Genomic DNA, 15,177 nt, shown 5'->3' with positions numbered 1-15,177 from the left:
CTGCAGTCAGGGCGCAAGGTTTTCGGGGTTGGTTCCGGTTGCGTTGTTGGTTGCGCCCTGACTGCAGTGTGATGGTTCCGGTTTAGGTCGACGGGATGACACTTCACGGGGCGGTTCTGTGGGTGGGGTGGTTGGCGGGGGTGCCTTGCTTCGCTTCGGCTGTGTCGATTCCCGGGGGCATTTCGCTCACTTTGAGTAGTGGTTCTTTGTCATGCCTGTGGGTGGTTATTGTCGATCTTATGTTCGGTATTATGGGTTTCGTGAGAGATGCTGGAGAGGTTGTCGACGAGGCCCGTTCGGTGCTTGCGCTTCGGGCTCGGGCTGATGCTACTGAGGTGGTGTTTCTTGCTTCACTCGACTCCGGGTCGTCGTCGGATTAGATGGAGCGGCGGTCACTGGCTGAGGCGTTGGCGCCCGAGCTTCGACTGTCGCCGCAGGGCGTGTTGGATCGGATTCACACCGCGCTGGCTTTGACTTATCGGATGCCTCGGCTGCTTTCCGCTATGCGGGAGGGGCAGGTGGATCGATATGGCGCCGAGCGGGTGTTGAATACTGTTGCGCCGGTTTCTGATGCTGATGCGCTTGAGGTTGATCGACTACTTGAGGAAAAACGCTCGCGGTTGTCGATTACTGCTTGGCAGCCTCGGAATATGGCTTGGCATGCTTCGCAGATCGTCAAGCAGGTTGATCCCGGTGCCGAGACCGCTGCGGCTCGCATGGCCCACGAGGGGCGCAAGGTCACGCTCGATCACGGGGTCTATGCCCAGTCGCGCCTATCGGCCGACCTGCCTTCTGACGTTGCCTCGGCCTGCTACGCCCGTGTGGATGCGATGGCTCGCAAGCTTCGGCTGGGCGACTCGTCGCGGAACCTCGACCAGCTTCGGGCCGACGTGTTCGCCGATCTGCTCCTGGGCAACGATCCCGGCGTCCAGGTTCCGCAGTCGGCGGCGATGGTCTACCTCCACATGCCCATCGACACCGCACTCTCCATGTCCGAGACCGGCGCCTCGATCGACGGCATCGGGCCAGTCCCAGCCGCGTACGCCCGCGAGATCATGACCGACCCGAAGTCGATCTGGCGCAAAGTCCTCTGCGACCCCGCCACCGGCAACCCCGTCGACCTGGGGCGCACCTCGTATCGTCCGAATTCGACGATCCGCAAGCTCGTTGAGGCCCGCGACCGGATGTGCGTCGTCCCCTGGTGCCGACGACCAGCTCGGCACTGCGACTTCGACCACCAGAAACAGTGGGCCAAAGACGGCGGCTCAACCTCCACCGCCAACGCCGCACCCCGCTGCCGCAAACACCACGGGCTCAAGAACGCACCCGGCTGGATCCACCACTACGACCCCATCCACGGCACGTCCTCGATCACCACACCCCTCGGCGTCACCTACGAAACCGAACGCGAAACCGTCCTCCCACCACGATCGTCACCAACCGACAGCGCTTCCGAGCTCGACCCGCCACCGTTCTGACCACAGCCGACCCGCCCGTCCTCGACCTCAACGGACTACGCCGTGGGGAGTCACCGCCTGCCTGGGGACCCGATGGTTGTCCGCCGTGAGCAACTCGCCGACCCGCCCCAGCTCGACCGCCGGGACGACCAGGCTCTCCCACGGCCAACGGTCGCGCGTCGCCGCCAGGTGGTCGATGGCCTGGCGCAGATGGCGCGGTTCGTAGTTGTGGACACCGGTGATCGTCAGCCAACGCCGCACCACCTGCTCCGGGTCGACGGCCAACGGCGCCACCGGCGCCACTGCGCCGGCCAACACCAGGCGGCCGCCGACGTCCAGGGCGGCCAACGCGGTCGCCGCGGCGCTGCTCGCGCCCGACAACTCCACTGCCACATCCACCGTGTGCGGCACGTCGGCCGCGTGCAACGTGTCGGTGGCGCCGAACCCGGTGGCCAGTGCGCGTCGGGCCGGGTCGACATCGGTGACGACGACCGAGTCGGCGCCGCGGTCGGTGGCGACCGCGGCGGCCGTCAGCCCGAGCATGCCGGCACCGCAGATCAACACGCGCGCGCCCGCCAACGACCCCGCCGCCTCGAGCGCCGCCATGACCGTCGCCGTGGCACACGTGCAGGCGCGGCCAACGTGTCCGGCAGACCGTCCGGCACCGAAACCACCGTCGCACCCGCCGGCAACACGACGTGCCCCGCGAAACCCCCGGACAACGGCCACCCCGCGTCGAACGGCTCATGCCCGATCTTGCGAACCCTGCGGCACTTCGCCGTACGCCCACCACGGCACAGATCGCACGCACCGCAGCTCACCGTCACCGCCCACACCACACGCTCACCGACCGCGGCCGGCGCACCCGCACCCGCCGCGACGACACGCCCCACCGCCTCATGCCCCAACACACTCGGACACGGCGCGCTCCGTCGCCCGCCCACCGTGTGCCGATCACTGCCACACACCGTCGCCAGATCGACCGCCACCACCAACTCGCCGACATCCGCGCCGGCAACGGCACCTCCTCGAGACCCACCTCCGAGCCACCACGCCACACGGCCGCCACCGTCGTGGCCGGAACCGAAGCCGTCGAACCGTTCAGATGACCTGGGAGCGGATCCATCCCGCGAGCCTTTCGATGAGATAAACGATGGCGAAAATAATCAGAATGATCGCGCCCGCGAATTCGAAATTCAGCGTGCGCACAGCCTCGTACAACAGGAAACCGACACCGCCCGCGCCCACGATCCCCAGCACCGTCGACTGCCGGATATTGACGTCGAGCATGTACAACGACGAACCGACGAGATTCGGCACCGCCTGCGGTAACACCGCCGAGAACAACACCTGCCACCAGCCGCCGCCCACCGCGCGCACCGCCTCGACGCGGCCGACGTCGATCTCCTCGGCCGCGTCGGCGACCAGCTTGCCGAGGAACCCGATCGACCCGATACACAACGCGCACACACCCGCGACCGGCCCGAGGCCCACCGCCGCGACGAACACCACCGCCAGGATCAACTCCGGCACACTCCGAACCGCGAGCATCACGCTCCGCGCGGCCCACGCCACCGTCGGATGGGCGCCACCGTCCGCGCCGCCAACAACCCGACCGGAATCGACACCGCGATCCCACCCGCCGTCGCGAGCACGCCGATGGCGATGGTCTGCAGCACCGCCTCCCACAGCTCGTCGCCCACCCGGCCGAAATCCGGCGGGACGAGCCGCGCCGCCGCGTCGACGATCTCCGGCACCGACATGACCACCGTGAACGGATTGATCCCGAGATCGACGAACGCATACGCCGTGGCCGCAACGAGTCCGAGGCCGAAGATCCACCGGGTACGCCGTTCCCGCTGCGGCCGGTCCGGCGACGGCTGCAACAACAACCGGCGCACCAACACCGTCGCCAGCTCCATCGCGGCGAGCACCACGAACACGGCCAGGATCATGCCGAGCGCCGAATCGTAGGACAGGCTCCGCAAACTGCTCTGCAACGCGAACCCGATGCCGCCCGCGCCGACGAACCCCAACACCACCGACATGCGCAGGTTGATGTCCACGCGGTGGATGAACGTGCCGATCCACGACGGCACCACCTGCGGCACGACACCGCTGATCAACACCCGCAACCTGCCCGCACCCGTACTGCGCACCGCCTCGCGCGGACCCTCGTCGATCTCCTCGATCGCGTCGGCGAACAACTTGCCGAGCATGCCGATCGAATGCAGCGCCAACGCCAGCACACCGGCGAGCACGCCGATGCCCATCGCCCGCACGAACACCACCGCGAACACCAGATCCGGCACCGCGCGGCAGAACGTGATCACACCCCGCGCGGCCGCCATGACCGCCGGGTGCGGCGACGTGTTCCGCGCCGCCAGGAACGCCAACGGGATCGACATCGCGGTGGCCAGCACCGTGCCCAGCAACGCCATCAACAGCGTCTCGACGACCAGGTCGACCGTCCGGCCCGGATCGTCGACCACCGGCGGCAACATCCGCTCGAGCAAGTTGCCGACCGAGTCGGCGCCCTCGACCAGCAACGCGGGGGAAAAGCCAGGTACCACCACGAGGAGACCGTGGCGAGCACACCGACCCCGGCGACGACGCCCAGCAACCACCGGCGCCGGCCCTCCGGACTCCGGCGCCTCGCCGGTTCCCCGGACGTGCCGGGACGGAACGGAGTGAGAGTCGACATCACGCGACGGCGACCTCGTCGGCCGCCGGTTCGAGCCGGCGGTAGACGTCCATCACCTCGCCGCGCGAGACGTCGGCCGCGGCCCGGTCCAGCACCTTGTGCCCACCGCGCAGGCCCACCAGCCGGTCGCCCCAACCGAGCGCCAACTCCACCTGATGCAGGCTGACCAGCACGGTCAACCGGTCCTCGCGGCACACCCGGCGCAGCAGATCCATCACGACGTCCGAGTTCTCCGGATCCAGCGAGGCGACCGGTTCGTCCGCCAGCACCACCCGCGGGCCCTGCATCAACGTCCGCGCCAACGCCACCCGCTGCTGCTGGCCACCGGACAACGTGTCCGCACGCTGGTACGCCTGATCGGCCAGGCCCACCCGGTCCAGATGACCCATCGCCTCACGCTTGAGCCGCCCCGACCACGTCAACAACCCGTACCGCGGACCGCGCACCCGGCCGAGCGCCCCGATGAGCACGTTCTCCAGGCACGTCAACCGGCCCAGCAGGTTGAACTGCTGGAACACGAACCCGACGTCCGTGCGCAGCCGCCGCAACCGGGCGGGCCCGCACTCGTGCACGGCGACGTCGCCGACGACGACCTCGCCCTCCGACACCGGATGCAGACCGTTCAGGCACCGCAACAACGTCGACTTGCCCGACCCCGACAGTCCGAGCAGGACGACCAGCTCGCCCGCCTCGACGTCGAGATCCACCCCGTCGACCGCGGTCGTGTCGCCGAACCGCTTGACCAGACCACGCGTGCGCACGACTGTGCGGTCACCGCCTGCCTCAGCCACGGCAGGCCTCCGCCTCGGTCAGGTCGCAGACCTCGCGCACACCGTCGTAATCGGCGTCGGTGGCCGGCTTGACGCCCCACGCGTCCTCGCCGGTGAGCAGGCACTCGCCCTCGCAGTAACCCTGGGAGCGCAGGTAGTCGGCGTTGGCCTTCTCGGTCATCAACTTCGTGAGCCGTTCGACGACGTCCCGGCCGAGTCCGTCGCGGGCGACGAACAACGAACCGGAGATCTTCGGCGACTCCCAGACCTGCTCGAGCTCGCCGCGTTGCAGCTCGCCGTTCTCGACCAGGGTGCGGTCGACCATGCTCTGCATCGAGAAACCGGCGTCGCAGTCGCCGTTCTTCACCGCCAGGGCCGACGCGTCGTGCCCACCGGCGTAGACCGGCTTGAGCGAACGGGACATCTCGTTCTCCGACGCCGAGTCGATCACCCCGGCCTCGACGAGGCCCGCAGCCGGGTAGAGGTAGCCCGACGTGGAACTCGGGTCGACGAAACAGATGTCCTTGCCCGCGAAGTCCTTCAGGTCGTCGATCCCGTTGTCGCCTGCGCGCGTGATGCCCAGCGCGTGGTAACCGGGGTCGTCGTCCTCCGACTCCGTCACCGCGCCCAGCGGAGTGATCTCCGCACCGTTCTCCGTGCCGATCACGTAGCCGAACGAACCGAGGAACGCCATGTCGACGTTGCCCGCCATCAGCCCTTCGATGACGCCGGCGTAGTCGGACGCCTGGCTCAGCTCCACCGTCGCGCCCGTCTCCTCCTCGAGCATCTCGACGATCGGGTCGTAACCGGAGGCCAGGTTGGTCGAATTCTCGTTGGGGATCGCGCCGAGCACGATCGTCGACGGATAACCCTCGGCCGTCGTGGCGTTCTCGTCGGCGGAACCGCCGCAGCCGGCAAGCACCAGGCCGGTCGCGGACAACGCCGCGAGCACTCGGGTGGTCGGGGTGGTGGTCATGGTGGGGACCTCGAATCTGGTGGGGAAGGGGTCAGGAGGCGAGCAGGGCGGGCAGGTCGGCGACGGAGGCCAGCACGTCGGTGTGCGGGACGGTCGCGAAATCGGACGCGGTGTGGGCGCCGGTGAGGACGCCGGCGACGACGCCCGCGCCGGCGCGGTGCCCGGTGAGCAGGTCGGACGTCGTGTCCCCGGCGACCGCGACGTCGTGCACGTCGTCCACGGCCAACCGCAGGACGGCGGTCAGGACCAGGTCCGGGTACGGCCTGCCGCGGCCGGCGTCGGACGGCGACAGCACCAGGTCGGCGATGTCGTGCCAACCGAGCGCGTCGAGGAGTGCATCGCGGGTGTCGGCGGAGAATCCGGTGGTCAGCGCCACCTTCGTGCCCGCGGCGCGCATCGCCGCGATCGCGTCGGCGGCGCCGTCGATCGCGGTGACCCCACCGGAGCGGATCGCGTCGAGGTAGGCCGCCTCGAACGCGGCGTTGGCGCGGTGCGCGGACGTCTCGTCGCCGGTGACGGCGCGGAAGACCTCGATCTTCGACTGGCCCATCGTCTCGACCGTGTAGTCGACGGCCTTCTGCCGTTCCGGCGTTCCGTCGGCGAACCCGACGGCATCGAGCGCCGCGGCGAAGGCCGTCAGCACCGCCCCGTCGTCGCCGACCGTCGTCCCGGCCATGTCGAGGCAGGCCAGGCGGCATCGCGGTGCGGTCATGTCAGGTCCCTTCGCTCGGGCCGACGGACCGGCCGTCGGACGCGACCCCGACTGTCCGCCGCCCGGGGGAACGCCTCACCCGTGCGAGGTGAACCCGAGGAGAACCGTCGTTCATCTTCCGGACGACCTGTCCGGACAGGCTCGGTGGAATGTCTCCCTGGCTGCTCACCACACCCGCCGATTACGACCTGGGGCACGTCCGCGCCGTGCTGCCCGACCGGGTGGTCGACGACGCGCGGATCGTCGTGCGCTCCGGGGTGATCGTCGACGTCGGACCGCACCCGCCCGGCGCGTCGGCCGACGTCGACGGCGGCGGGCTGCACCTGCTGCCCGGGTTGATCGACGTGCACAGCGACTCGTTGAACACCGAATGCCACCCACGTCCCGGCGCCTCCCTCGACCCCGGCCTCGCCCTCGCGTCGACGAGCGCCCGGCTCCGCGGCGCCGGCATCACCACCGCGTTCCACGGGCTTGCCTACCAACAGCGCAGTGCCGTCGGCCTGCCGATCGACTCACCGGCCGCCGACGAACTCGCTCCGACGATCGACGCCGCCGAATCCGGCGGGCTCGTGGAACACCGCGTGCTGCACCGGCTGGACATCCGCTGCCCGTCCGGCCGTCGGCAGCTGGAACAGCGACTGGCCGAGCTCGACGGGTCCCGGCCGGTGGCCGGTGATCGTCCGGTGGTGTCGCACGAGGACCACACGCCGGGCCAGGGTCAGTACGCCGATCCCGCGACGATGCGCCGCTGGCTCGAGGTGGGCGAGGGGATGACGGCGGACCGCGCGGCCGAGCACGTCGCGTGGTGGCAGCGGAGCCGGGAGCAGGATCGGCACGTCCGCGCCGAGACCCTCACGTGGCTCGGCGACCTGCGCGCGCGGACCGGATCCGGTTGTGGGGACACGACCCCGACAGCCCGAAGGAGGTCGACGCCCTGCTCGACCGTGGTGGCCGGGTCGCGGAGTTCCCCACCACGCGCGCGGCCGCGGAACGCGCCCGTGAGGTGGGAGCGCTGGTCGTGGCCGGGGCGCCGAACGTCGTCCGGGGCGGTTCGCATGCCGGCAACGTCTCGGCCGCCGAACTCGCGGCCGCCGGTCTCGTCGACGCGCTCGCCTCCGACTACCTGCCCACGGCGCTGCTGCCCGCGGCCGTCCGGCTCGCCGAACACGGCGTGCGCAGCCTGCCCGAGGCGGTCGCGTTGGTGACGAGCGGACCGGCGAGCGCCGTGGGGTTGGCCGACCGCGGCCGGATCGCCGCCGGCATGCGCGCCGACCTGGTGCTGGCGGACCTGTCCGGCCCGCATCCGCTCGTTCGGTGGGTCGCACGGGGACAGGGCTTCATCGAGCCCTCTACAGGACTCTAGGAACAGTCGTAGAGACCGATATGCGGACCTAGCGGAGATTCTCACCCGGATGGACGACCCTTCGAACGTAACGCTTGCCGTGGATCGTCCGGAAGGTAAGCCAGCTCACCGAAGATTCGGTGGCGGACACCGCGAAGGGCGCGGATAATAAGTGACGTAAGCGTAAAAGTCGATAGCTCCATGAAGGAGATGCCACACCACTGATGTCGAACCTCGCCGCCCGCCTCCGCGTCCGTCGAGCCCACTCCCGCACCCGCCGCGCCGTCACCAAGGCGATCGACACCGCCGCCGCCACGACCGTGCGCGACGAGCTGATCACCATCGCGCAGAAGCACGGCTATCAGAAGCCGAAGGCGCGTGTCTGAACCACACGATCTGTGAGCTGAATTACACTGGGGTTCAGGTGTAACGCTGCCCGTACCGGTGGCGATACCCCTCATGACCCCGTGATGCTGGCGGACCCCCGACCTGGCAGCATCACGGGGTTTCCATATGTCTGGACCTGGGATTTCTCCGATATCGACGGCAAAATCCCCCACGTCCGACGTCGCGAGTGGACACAACCCGCGCCGCGTCGTCGATCTTGCGAAGATCGACGATCACGGCCGCCGGAAGATCGATGTCGGCCATCCGCACCACGACTGTCGACCCCATGGGTTCACTCGATAGAGTGACGCCGTGTCTGGCTCCGGGCGAATCGCACTGGCCGTGTCCGCACTCGCGGCCGCCCTCGTACTGGCCGGCTGTGCCGACCCCACGAGCGGACTCGCCGAACCCGACCTCGCGCGCGCCACCGACGCACCCGACGCACCCCAGCTCGACGACCTGCCGAACGAACCGGCGCACAAGGCCGCCGCCCGGACGATCGTCGCCGGCACGGGGGAGTGCCTCGACTCGCAGCACCCCGGCCCCGTCGACTGCGCCGAACCGCACACCGTCGAGGTGACGAAGGAAGGCACGTTCGGCGGCGACCTCGCCGGCGCGCTCACCGACACCCCGCCCGACGACGCGGCCGTGTTCAACCAGATCTTCCCGCAGTGCCGGCAGGCCGCCGCCGACTACCTCGGCAGCGACGCCTACGACGCCTCGACGCTCGGCGCCTGGCTCGTGTGGGCCGACGCCGACGACTGGAAGGCCGGCAACCGCTGGTACCGCTGCGGCGTCGCCGAACTCGACGGTGACGGCCAGGCGCAGACGCGCAGCGGTTCGGTCCGCGGCGCGCTGGCCGAGGACTTCGGCGACTACCGCCTCTGCTCGACCACCCGCCCGTCCGCCGAGCTGCCCCGACCCGTCCCGTGCGAGGAGTCGCACGTGGCCGAGGCTGTCGGGGTCGTCGGGGTCGGCGCCCCCGACAGCCCGCCGCCCTCGGAACGCGAATTCGACGCGAAGGCCCGCAACGCGTGTGGCACGAAAGTCACCGAATACGTCGGCGAGGAGCGGCGCGACGTGGCACCTTCGTGGCGTTGGCCGGACGAGATCAACTGGCGAAACGGATTCACGAACATCACCTGCTACGCCGAATTTCAGCGCCCGACCTCGGGATCTGCGCAGAACCCAGGGTCGCCCACTTCGCCCAATTAGGACGTTCGGACCCTGTCAACCCCGAATTTGATCCGACTTCCGGCCGGTTGATCCCGGCACGGCCTCCCAGCTTGAATGACCTCGATCATTTCACCGATTGAGGGTTCATGACGGACAAGACACTGCGTTCAGGGCTGCGGCGTTCGAGGCTGGGCGGATCGAGGCTGCGTCGTGCGGTGGTCGCGAGCGCGCTGGCGGGCACGATGGTCGCGACGATCGCGCCGGCCGCCGCCGCGGAGACCGAACCGCCGCGCCAGCAGGAGACCGCCGCGTCGACCGGGGCGAACGAGACGACGCGGGCCCAGCCGGAGGTCGTCGACGAGGTCCCGGCGCGCTACACCGAGCAACAGCTGGACTGGCATCCGTGCACCGAGGAGGAGCTCGACTCGACTCCGCCGCCGGAGCATCCGATGGAGTGCGCCACCTACGTGACGCCGCAGGACTGGAACAACCCCGACGCCGGTGAGGACATCACCATCGCGGTCAGCCGCCTCGCGGCCACCGGCGAGTCCACGGCCAGCGTGCTCACCAACCCCGGCGGTCCGGCGCGCCCGGACGGGACTTCCCGTTGCGGTTCGCCGACCAGGACCGGCTGCGGCAGAACCAGGACGTCATCGGGTTCGACCCGCGCGGCACGGGCCGCAGCACCAACATCACGTGCGGCGGCGCGATCGGCACGGGCGACTCGCTCGACCCGCGTGACCGCAGTCGGGACAACCTCAACCTGATCCTCGACGCCACGGAGTACGCGGCCGATTCGTGCCAGCTCAAGTCCGGCGAACTGGGACCGCTGATCAACACGTTCCAGACCACGCACGACATGGATCTGCTGCGCACGCTGCTGAACCGGGACACGATCAACTGGGTCGGCTACTCGGCGGGCACGTGGCTCGGCGCGCACTACGCGCAGCGGTTCCCCGAGCACACCGGACGGTTCGTGCTCGACTCGGCGACCGAGTTCACGACCACGTGGCAGCGTTCGTTCGACTGGCAGCCGCTCGGGTTCGAACGCCGCTGGCGCGAGGACTTCCTGCCGTGGATCGCGCAGTACGACGAGCGCTACGGCTTCGGCACCACCGGCGAGCAGGCCCGGCAGACCTACGAGGACGTGCGGGCGGCGCTGGCCGAGGAGCCGGTCGAGCTCGACGGGCAGACCGTCGGGCCGAACGAGCTCGACTCGGCGATCGCCGGCATGCTCTACAGCAAGTCGTCGTTCCCGACACTGGCCGAGAACCTGTCCTCGCTGCGCGAGCTGACCGGCGAGGCGCGGACCTCGTCGACCCGCATGCTCGACGCCGTCCGCAGTCTCGTCGACGAGACGAAGTCCCGCGGTCCGCAGCCGCTCGTCGTGGATGGCGGAGTGGACGGCGGGGTCGACGGGGCTGCCGGCCAGGCCGACGACGCCTACGACGCGAGCTTCTGGACGATCCCGTGCAACGAGGGTCCGTGGCACGGCAACCGGACCACCGCCACGATGCAGTCCGAGCTGATGGGCCGGCAGTGGCCGCTGCTCGGCTGGGGTTGGCTGATCCAGCCGTGCATCTTCTGGGAGGGCAAGCCGATCGAGCTGCAGGAGATGGACGGCGAAGGCGTTCCGCCGACGTTGATCGTCCAGTCGGAGAACGACCCGGCGACGCCGCTCGAGGGTGCGCAGCGGGCGCACGAGAACTTCGCCGGCTCGCGGATGATCACCGTGACCGACGAGGGTGACCACGGCATCTACGCGGGCGACAACCCGGCGGTCGACCGGGTCGTCGAGGACTACCTCGTCGACGGCGTCGTGCCCGAGGACCAGAGCCTCCCCGGAGCGCCCCTGCCGACGCCGGACGCACCGCAGGCCGCGAACGGCTGACGCGCGTCCGGCCGACCACGGCCGGGCATCGCAGGACACGGGCCGCCTTCCCCACCGGGGAGGGCGGCCCGTTCCCTGTGCGGACCCCGACGTCCACAGTCGGGGGCGCGGGGTGCACAGGGGTTGTGCACAACTTGCCGCGGGTTTCCACAGAGTTATCCACAGGGTGGAGCGGGTGGGTGGGGACACGGGCGATCGGTATTACTATTGGTGCCATGGTCCGAGTGCCGCTGAGTGACGCCGAACGTGAACGGGGCGAACGCCTGGGCGCCGCCCTCCGGGAGCGCGGGGCGAGCGCAGCATGGTCAGCGTCGCCACCGAAGCGGGCATTTCGGTCGAAACGTTGAGAAAAATCGAAACAGGTCGAATTCCGACACCGGCGTTCTTCACGGTTCTGACCATCGCCGACGCCGTGAATCTGCCTCTCGACAGGCTCCGCGGCACGCTCGACGCCGACGTTTCCACTGGTGACGAGCCCGGCGAAGGGTCGGGGCCACACCTGGTCGCCGGCTGAATCACGCCGACCGCCGACGCGATGAAATACCCTCTATCCGCGTCGGGCCCATTCCTTTACATTGCTCCGCATGTCCCGCGATTCTGATCATGACAATGGTGTCTCCGGAGCCGCCGACCCGTCGGACGCGTCCGATGCCACGTCGTCCGGTGCTGCATCCTCCGGTGCTGCCTCCTCCGGCGCACCGACCGGCACGGCCGAACCGGCGGTTCCGGTCGGTTGGCGGGCGAAGCTCCGCCAGATCGGCCCCGGCATCATGGCCGCGGCCACGGGCGTCGGTGCCGGTGACCTCGTGGCGACGATGGTGGCCGGATCGCGCTTCGGCTACACGCTGCTGTGGGCGGTGATCGTCGGGACGATCTTCAAGATCGCGCTCGGGGAGGCGGTCGGCCGCTGGCACCTGACGTCGGGCAGCACGATGCTGTCGGGCTGGCGCGTGCTGGGCCGGTGGGTGCTGGTCTACTTCGGCGCGTACGCCGTCATCTGGGGTTTCGTGTACGGCGCGACGGCGATGTCGGCGAGCGCGCTGCCGCTGAACGCGTTGTTCCCGGTGCTCGACGTCCGCTACTGGGCGATGTTGGCGGGCGTGTTCGGGTTCGTGCTCGTGTGGTTCGGCCGCTACGCGGTGATCGAGAAGGTCATGACCGTGCTGGTCGGGGTCATGTTCCTGACGGTCGTCGGCACGGCGGTCCTGGTGACGCCGAACCTCGTCGAGACCGCGCAGGGCTTCGTGCCGCGACTGCCGGACGGTTCGTTCGTCTACGTGCTCGGGCTGATCGGCGGCGTCGGCGGAACGATCACCATGGCCGCGTACGGCTACTGGACCCTGGCCAAGGGGTGGCGTTCGGCGCGGTGGCTGTCGATGATGCGCCTCGACAACACCGCGGGCTACGTGACGACGGCGATCTTCGTGCTGGCGATGCTGATCGTCGGTGCCGAACTGCTGATGGGCCAGAACGTCGTCGACGGCGACGAGGGTCTGTTGCTGCTCGGCGACACCCTCGCCGCGGACTACGGCCACTGGGCGCGGATCCCGTTCCTGGTCGGCTTCTTCGCCGTGTCGTTCAGCTCGCTGATCGGTGTGTGGAACGGCGTGAGCCTGCTGTTCGCCGACTGGTGGCGCACGTGGCGACTGCCGCGCTACCGGGCCGGTGAGGCCGACTCGCTCAGCGATTACGACCACCGCGCGGGCATCGGCAGCCCGGTGTTCCGCGGCTACCTCGTGTGGCTGACGTTCCCGCCGATGGCACTGTTGTTCCTGGACAGGCCGTTCCAGCTGACCGTGACGTACGGCGTGCTCGGCGCGCTGTTCATGCCGTTCCTCGCGGGCACGTTGCTGGTGCTGCTGAACTCCAACCGCGTCAGCCGCGAAGGCCGCTCCGGCTGGCTGTCGAACTCCCTGCTGACGATCTGCCTCGCCCTGTTCGCCTACCTCGCCGTCAACGAAATCGTCGGCCTCTTCTGAGGAACCGTTCAGCGCACGATCGCCCAGACCACGCCGAGCACGGCGACCACGAACGCCGCACCGGTCGACATCGCCGCCGTCACGGCAGCGACGAGGACGAGGTCCGGACCACGCAGCAGCTGCGCACCCAGGTGTACCGGCGCCTGGCCGAACGGCGTGTCCGTGACGCCCGGCGTCGAGTAGTCGACAGGTGGGCGAGTCGCTGTCCGGACCACCGCCGCAGCGACGACCACCAACACCGGCCACGTCGTCGTCGGCACCGCACCACCGACGACGCCCACAACACCCGACAGCACCGCACCCCACGCCGCAGCGACCACGACCAGCGCGGCCAGGTGCCACGCCCGCAGCACGGAGTCCGGTTCGTCGAGCCAGCGCCGCAGCCCCGGGGACCGCCACAGCCACCCCGCTCCGCCTCCGAACGGCACCAACGCCGCGTACCCAAGCGCCGCGACGATCACCGGCGTGGGGACCGCAGGCAGGAGCGGGCCGGCCAGGCCGGCGACGGCCGCCAGCAACACGGCGACCGGTGCGAACCGCGCCCGCCCGCGGATGCCCGCGATGACCAACGAGCGCACGGACCGCACGCGCACGGCTACGGGTTTCGCGGCCGGCATCAGCATTCCGGGGTCGAGGAAGGTCACCGACACGGTACGGACGACACGTTCACGCCAGCCGTCGACCAGCCGGTCCCGCCGCGCGGCGGCGGTGACCGGCAGTCGCCACGGCACGCCGATGCCGGCGGCCGCGGGCAACGCGAGCATCCCGCCGCCCACGACCACGGCGGTCAACGCCTGCCACGTCGACGTCGGGACGCTCCACAACGCACCGAGCAACGCGGCGACGTAGGCGAGCGCGACCAGCCGGATCACCCAGTGTGTCCACACGCGACCGCTGATGACGACCGCGCGGTCGCGGCTACGCGTGAAGTCGCGCCACATCAGCTCCGCCGGGTCGGCCCACAGGAACCGCCTGTGCAGCATCGAGGCCCACGTTCCCGCCGCCACTACCGCAACCATCGCCGTCACAAGGACGTCCGCGGTGCCGTGGACATGGAAGACTTCGCGCCAATCGTCGAGCCGGTAGAACACGCTGATCAGCCAGCTGACGACGAACAGGCTCACCAGCGTCGACGTGCCACCGCCGAAGAGTGTCCGCAGGGTCATGACGCCGCGGCGAGGTCGAGCACGTGATCGGCGGCGTCGAGCAGCAGTGGGTGGTGCGTCGCGAGGACGATGACGGCGCCGTCGCCGGTCGCGCGGGTGATGAGCTCGGTCAGCCACTGCCGGCCGTCGGCGTCGAGGGCGCGTTCGGGTTCGTCGAGCAGCAGCACGTCGAACGGACGGGCCGTCGCACCGAGGAGCAGCAACCGCCGGCGTTGTCCCGCCGACAGCGAGCCCGCGGCGACGCCCGCGCGATCGTCGAGGGCGGCGTCGGTAAGCAGGGCGTCGATATCGAGGTCGACGTCGAACGAGCCGGCAAGCAGCTCCAGGTGCTGTGCCGGGGTGAGCTCGGCGAAGAAGTCGGAGTCATCCAGCAGCACGGACACCCGGCGGCGGAAGGCACGGTCGCGTTCGTCCGGACGCTCTCCGCCGACGGTCACGCGGCCTTCGGCGGGTTCCTGCGTGCCATGCACGAGGTTCAGGAAGGTCGACTTGCCGCTGCCGTTCGGCCCGGTCAGTACGAGGCATTCGCCCGGCCGCACATGCTCATCGATGCCGCGGAACAGCCACACGTCGCCGGCCCGCACGCCGAGCCCGTCGGCGACGACCTCCGTCAACAC

General features: G+C 69.7%; 16 protein-coding genes and 2 pseudogenes. 7 read left to right on the top strand and 11 right to left on the bottom strand.

All coding sequences use genetic code 11. The features are described 5' to 3' along the window. Positions 1-380 precede the first annotated feature (380 nt). Positions 381-1,478: an HNH endonuclease signature motif containing protein gene (locus tag BJF85_RS10625; RefSeq protein ID WP_075846972.1), complete on the top strand. Its 1,098-nt coding sequence runs from the start codon at positions 381-383 to the stop codon at positions 1,476-1,478. Between the two features lie 27 nt (positions 1,479-1,505). Here BJF85_RS10625 and BJF85_RS28890 read toward each other — a convergent pair whose 3' ends face one another. From BJF85_RS28890 to BJF85_RS28870, 9 genes are all read right to left on the bottom strand, one after another. After that, a complete protein-coding gene (locus tag BJF85_RS28890; protein ID WP_222844517.1) occupies positions 1,506-2,063 on the bottom strand; it encodes a zinc-binding dehydrogenase in 558 nt (185 codons plus the stop codon). Next, positions 2,015-2,446, bottom strand: coding sequence for an alcohol dehydrogenase catalytic domain-containing protein (locus BJF85_RS31350; RefSeq protein ID WP_222844516.1), 432 nt, complete (start codon positions 2,444-2,446; stop codon positions 2,015-2,017). The genes BJF85_RS28890 and BJF85_RS31350 overlap by 49 nt, the downstream gene beginning before the upstream one ends. A gap of 112 nt (positions 2,447-2,558) precedes the next feature. Next, positions 2,559-2,990: an ABC transporter permease gene (locus tag BJF85_RS28880; RefSeq protein WP_255375543.1), complete on the bottom strand. Its 432-nt coding sequence runs from the start codon at positions 2,988-2,990 to the stop codon at positions 2,559-2,561. 17 nt (positions 2,991-3,007) lie between these two features. Next, complete coding sequence (gene phnE, locus BJF85_RS10615; RefSeq protein ID WP_222844514.1) at positions 3,008-4,033, bottom strand: phosphonate ABC transporter, permease protein PhnE; 1,026 nt, start codon at positions 4,031-4,033, stop codon at positions 3,008-3,010. Positions 4,034-4,160: 127 nt separating this feature from the next. Beyond that, positions 4,161-4,952, bottom strand: a complete 792-nt coding sequence (phnC, locus tag BJF85_RS10610) for a phosphonate ABC transporter ATP-binding protein (RefSeq protein ID WP_075846970.1) — start codon at positions 4,950-4,952, stop codon at positions 4,161-4,163. Next, positions 4,945-5,907 carry a phosphate/phosphite/phosphonate ABC transporter substrate-binding protein gene (locus BJF85_RS10605; protein WP_075846968.1) on the bottom strand — a complete coding sequence of 321 codons (963 nt, stop codon included), beginning with the start codon at positions 5,905-5,907 and terminating at the stop codon, positions 4,945-4,947. Before BJF85_RS10605 ends, phnC begins: the two co-directional genes overlap by 8 nt. A 31-nt stretch (positions 5,908-5,938) precedes the next feature. Next, positions 5,939-6,619 carry a phosphonatase-like hydrolase gene (locus tag BJF85_RS10600; RefSeq protein ID WP_075846966.1) on the bottom strand — a complete coding sequence of 227 codons (681 nt, stop codon included), beginning with the start codon at positions 6,617-6,619 and terminating at the stop codon, positions 5,939-5,941. A gap of 181 nt (positions 6,620-6,800) precedes the next feature. Then, a complete protein-coding gene (locus tag BJF85_RS28875; protein ID WP_222844513.1) occupies positions 6,801-6,986 on the bottom strand; it encodes a hypothetical protein in 186 nt (61 codons plus the stop codon). 145 nt (positions 6,987-7,131) lie between these two features. Then, the gene (locus tag BJF85_RS28870; RefSeq protein WP_222844512.1) at positions 7,132-7,455 is read right to left on the bottom strand and encodes a hypothetical protein; all 324 of its coding nucleotides are present in this window, start codon (positions 7,453-7,455) and stop codon (positions 7,132-7,134) included. Between the two features lie 287 nt (positions 7,456-7,742). Here BJF85_RS28870 and BJF85_RS29985 point away from each other — a divergent pair, with 287 nt between their 5' ends. From BJF85_RS29985 to BJF85_RS10575, 6 genes and pseudogenes are all read left to right on the top strand, one after another. Next, positions 7,743-7,982, top strand: a complete 240-nt coding sequence (locus tag BJF85_RS29985; RefSeq protein ID WP_255375545.1) for an amidohydrolase family protein — start codon at positions 7,743-7,745, stop codon at positions 7,980-7,982. Positions 7,983-8,185: 203 nt separating this feature from the next. Then, positions 8,186-8,347, top strand: coding sequence for a hypothetical protein (locus BJF85_RS28420; protein WP_187346898.1), 162 nt, complete (start codon positions 8,186-8,188; stop codon positions 8,345-8,347). Between the two features lie 313 nt (positions 8,348-8,660). After that, complete coding sequence (locus BJF85_RS10590; RefSeq protein WP_075846964.1) at positions 8,661-9,563, top strand: septum formation family protein; 903 nt, start codon at positions 8,661-8,663, stop codon at positions 9,561-9,563. Positions 9,564-9,670: 107 nt separating this feature from the next. Continuing rightward, positions 9,671-11,415, top strand: a pseudogene (locus BJF85_RS10585) (alpha/beta hydrolase). Positions 11,416-11,630: 215 nt separating this feature from the next. After that, positions 11,631-11,929: pseudogene (locus BJF85_RS10580) on the top strand (helix-turn-helix domain-containing protein). A gap of 70 nt (positions 11,930-11,999) precedes the next feature. Then, positions 12,000-13,394, top strand: a complete 1,395-nt coding sequence (locus BJF85_RS10575) for an Nramp family divalent metal transporter (protein ID WP_075846962.1) — start codon at positions 12,000-12,002, stop codon at positions 13,392-13,394. 8 nt (positions 13,395-13,402) lie between these two features. Here the strand turns inward: BJF85_RS10575 and BJF85_RS10570 are convergent, their stop codons facing one another. Both BJF85_RS10570 and BJF85_RS10565 read right to left on the bottom strand, forming a co-directional pair. Further along, complete coding sequence (locus tag BJF85_RS10570) at positions 13,403-14,560, bottom strand: DUF6297 family protein (RefSeq protein ID WP_075846960.1); 1,158 nt, start codon at positions 14,558-14,560, stop codon at positions 13,403-13,405. Next, a complete protein-coding gene (locus BJF85_RS10565) occupies positions 14,557-15,174 on the bottom strand; it encodes an ABC transporter ATP-binding protein (RefSeq protein ID WP_075846985.1) in 618 nt (205 codons plus the stop codon). The genes BJF85_RS10570 and BJF85_RS10565 overlap by 4 nt, the downstream gene beginning before the upstream one ends. Between the last annotated feature and the right edge of the window lie 3 nt (positions 15,175-15,177).

The sequence above is a fragment of the Saccharomonospora sp. CUA-673 genome (assembly GCF_001942305.1).
Lineage (GTDB): Bacteria > Actinomycetota > Actinomycetes > Mycobacteriales > Pseudonocardiaceae > Prauserella.
This window is presented reverse-complemented; position numbering and strand designations above follow the sequence as displayed.

Coding starts and splice junctions, on each gene's coding strand:
- BJF85_RS10625 (WP_075846972.1), top strand. CDS start 381: ATGGAGCGGCGGTCACTGGCTGAGGCGTTGGCGCCCGAGCTTCGACTG.
- BJF85_RS28890 (WP_222844517.1), bottom strand. CDS start 2,063: ATGGCGGCGCTCGAGGCGGCGGGGTCGTTGGCGGGCGCGCGCGTGTTG.
- BJF85_RS10605 (WP_075846968.1), bottom strand. CDS start 5,907: ATGACCACCACCCCGACCACCCGAGTGCTCGCGGCGTTGTCCGCGACC.
- BJF85_RS10600 (WP_075846966.1), bottom strand. CDS start 6,619: ATGACCGCACCGCGATGCCGCCTGGCCTGCCTCGACATGGCCGGGACG.
- BJF85_RS28420 (WP_187346898.1), top strand. CDS start 8,186: ATGTCGAACCTCGCCGCCCGCCTCCGCGTCCGTCGAGCCCACTCCCGC.
- BJF85_RS10575 (WP_075846962.1), top strand. CDS start 12,000: ATGTCCCGCGATTCTGATCATGACAATGGTGTCTCCGGAGCCGCCGAC.
- BJF85_RS10570 (WP_075846960.1), bottom strand. CDS start 14,560: ATGACCCTGCGGACACTCTTCGGCGGTGGCACGTCGACGCTGGTGAGC.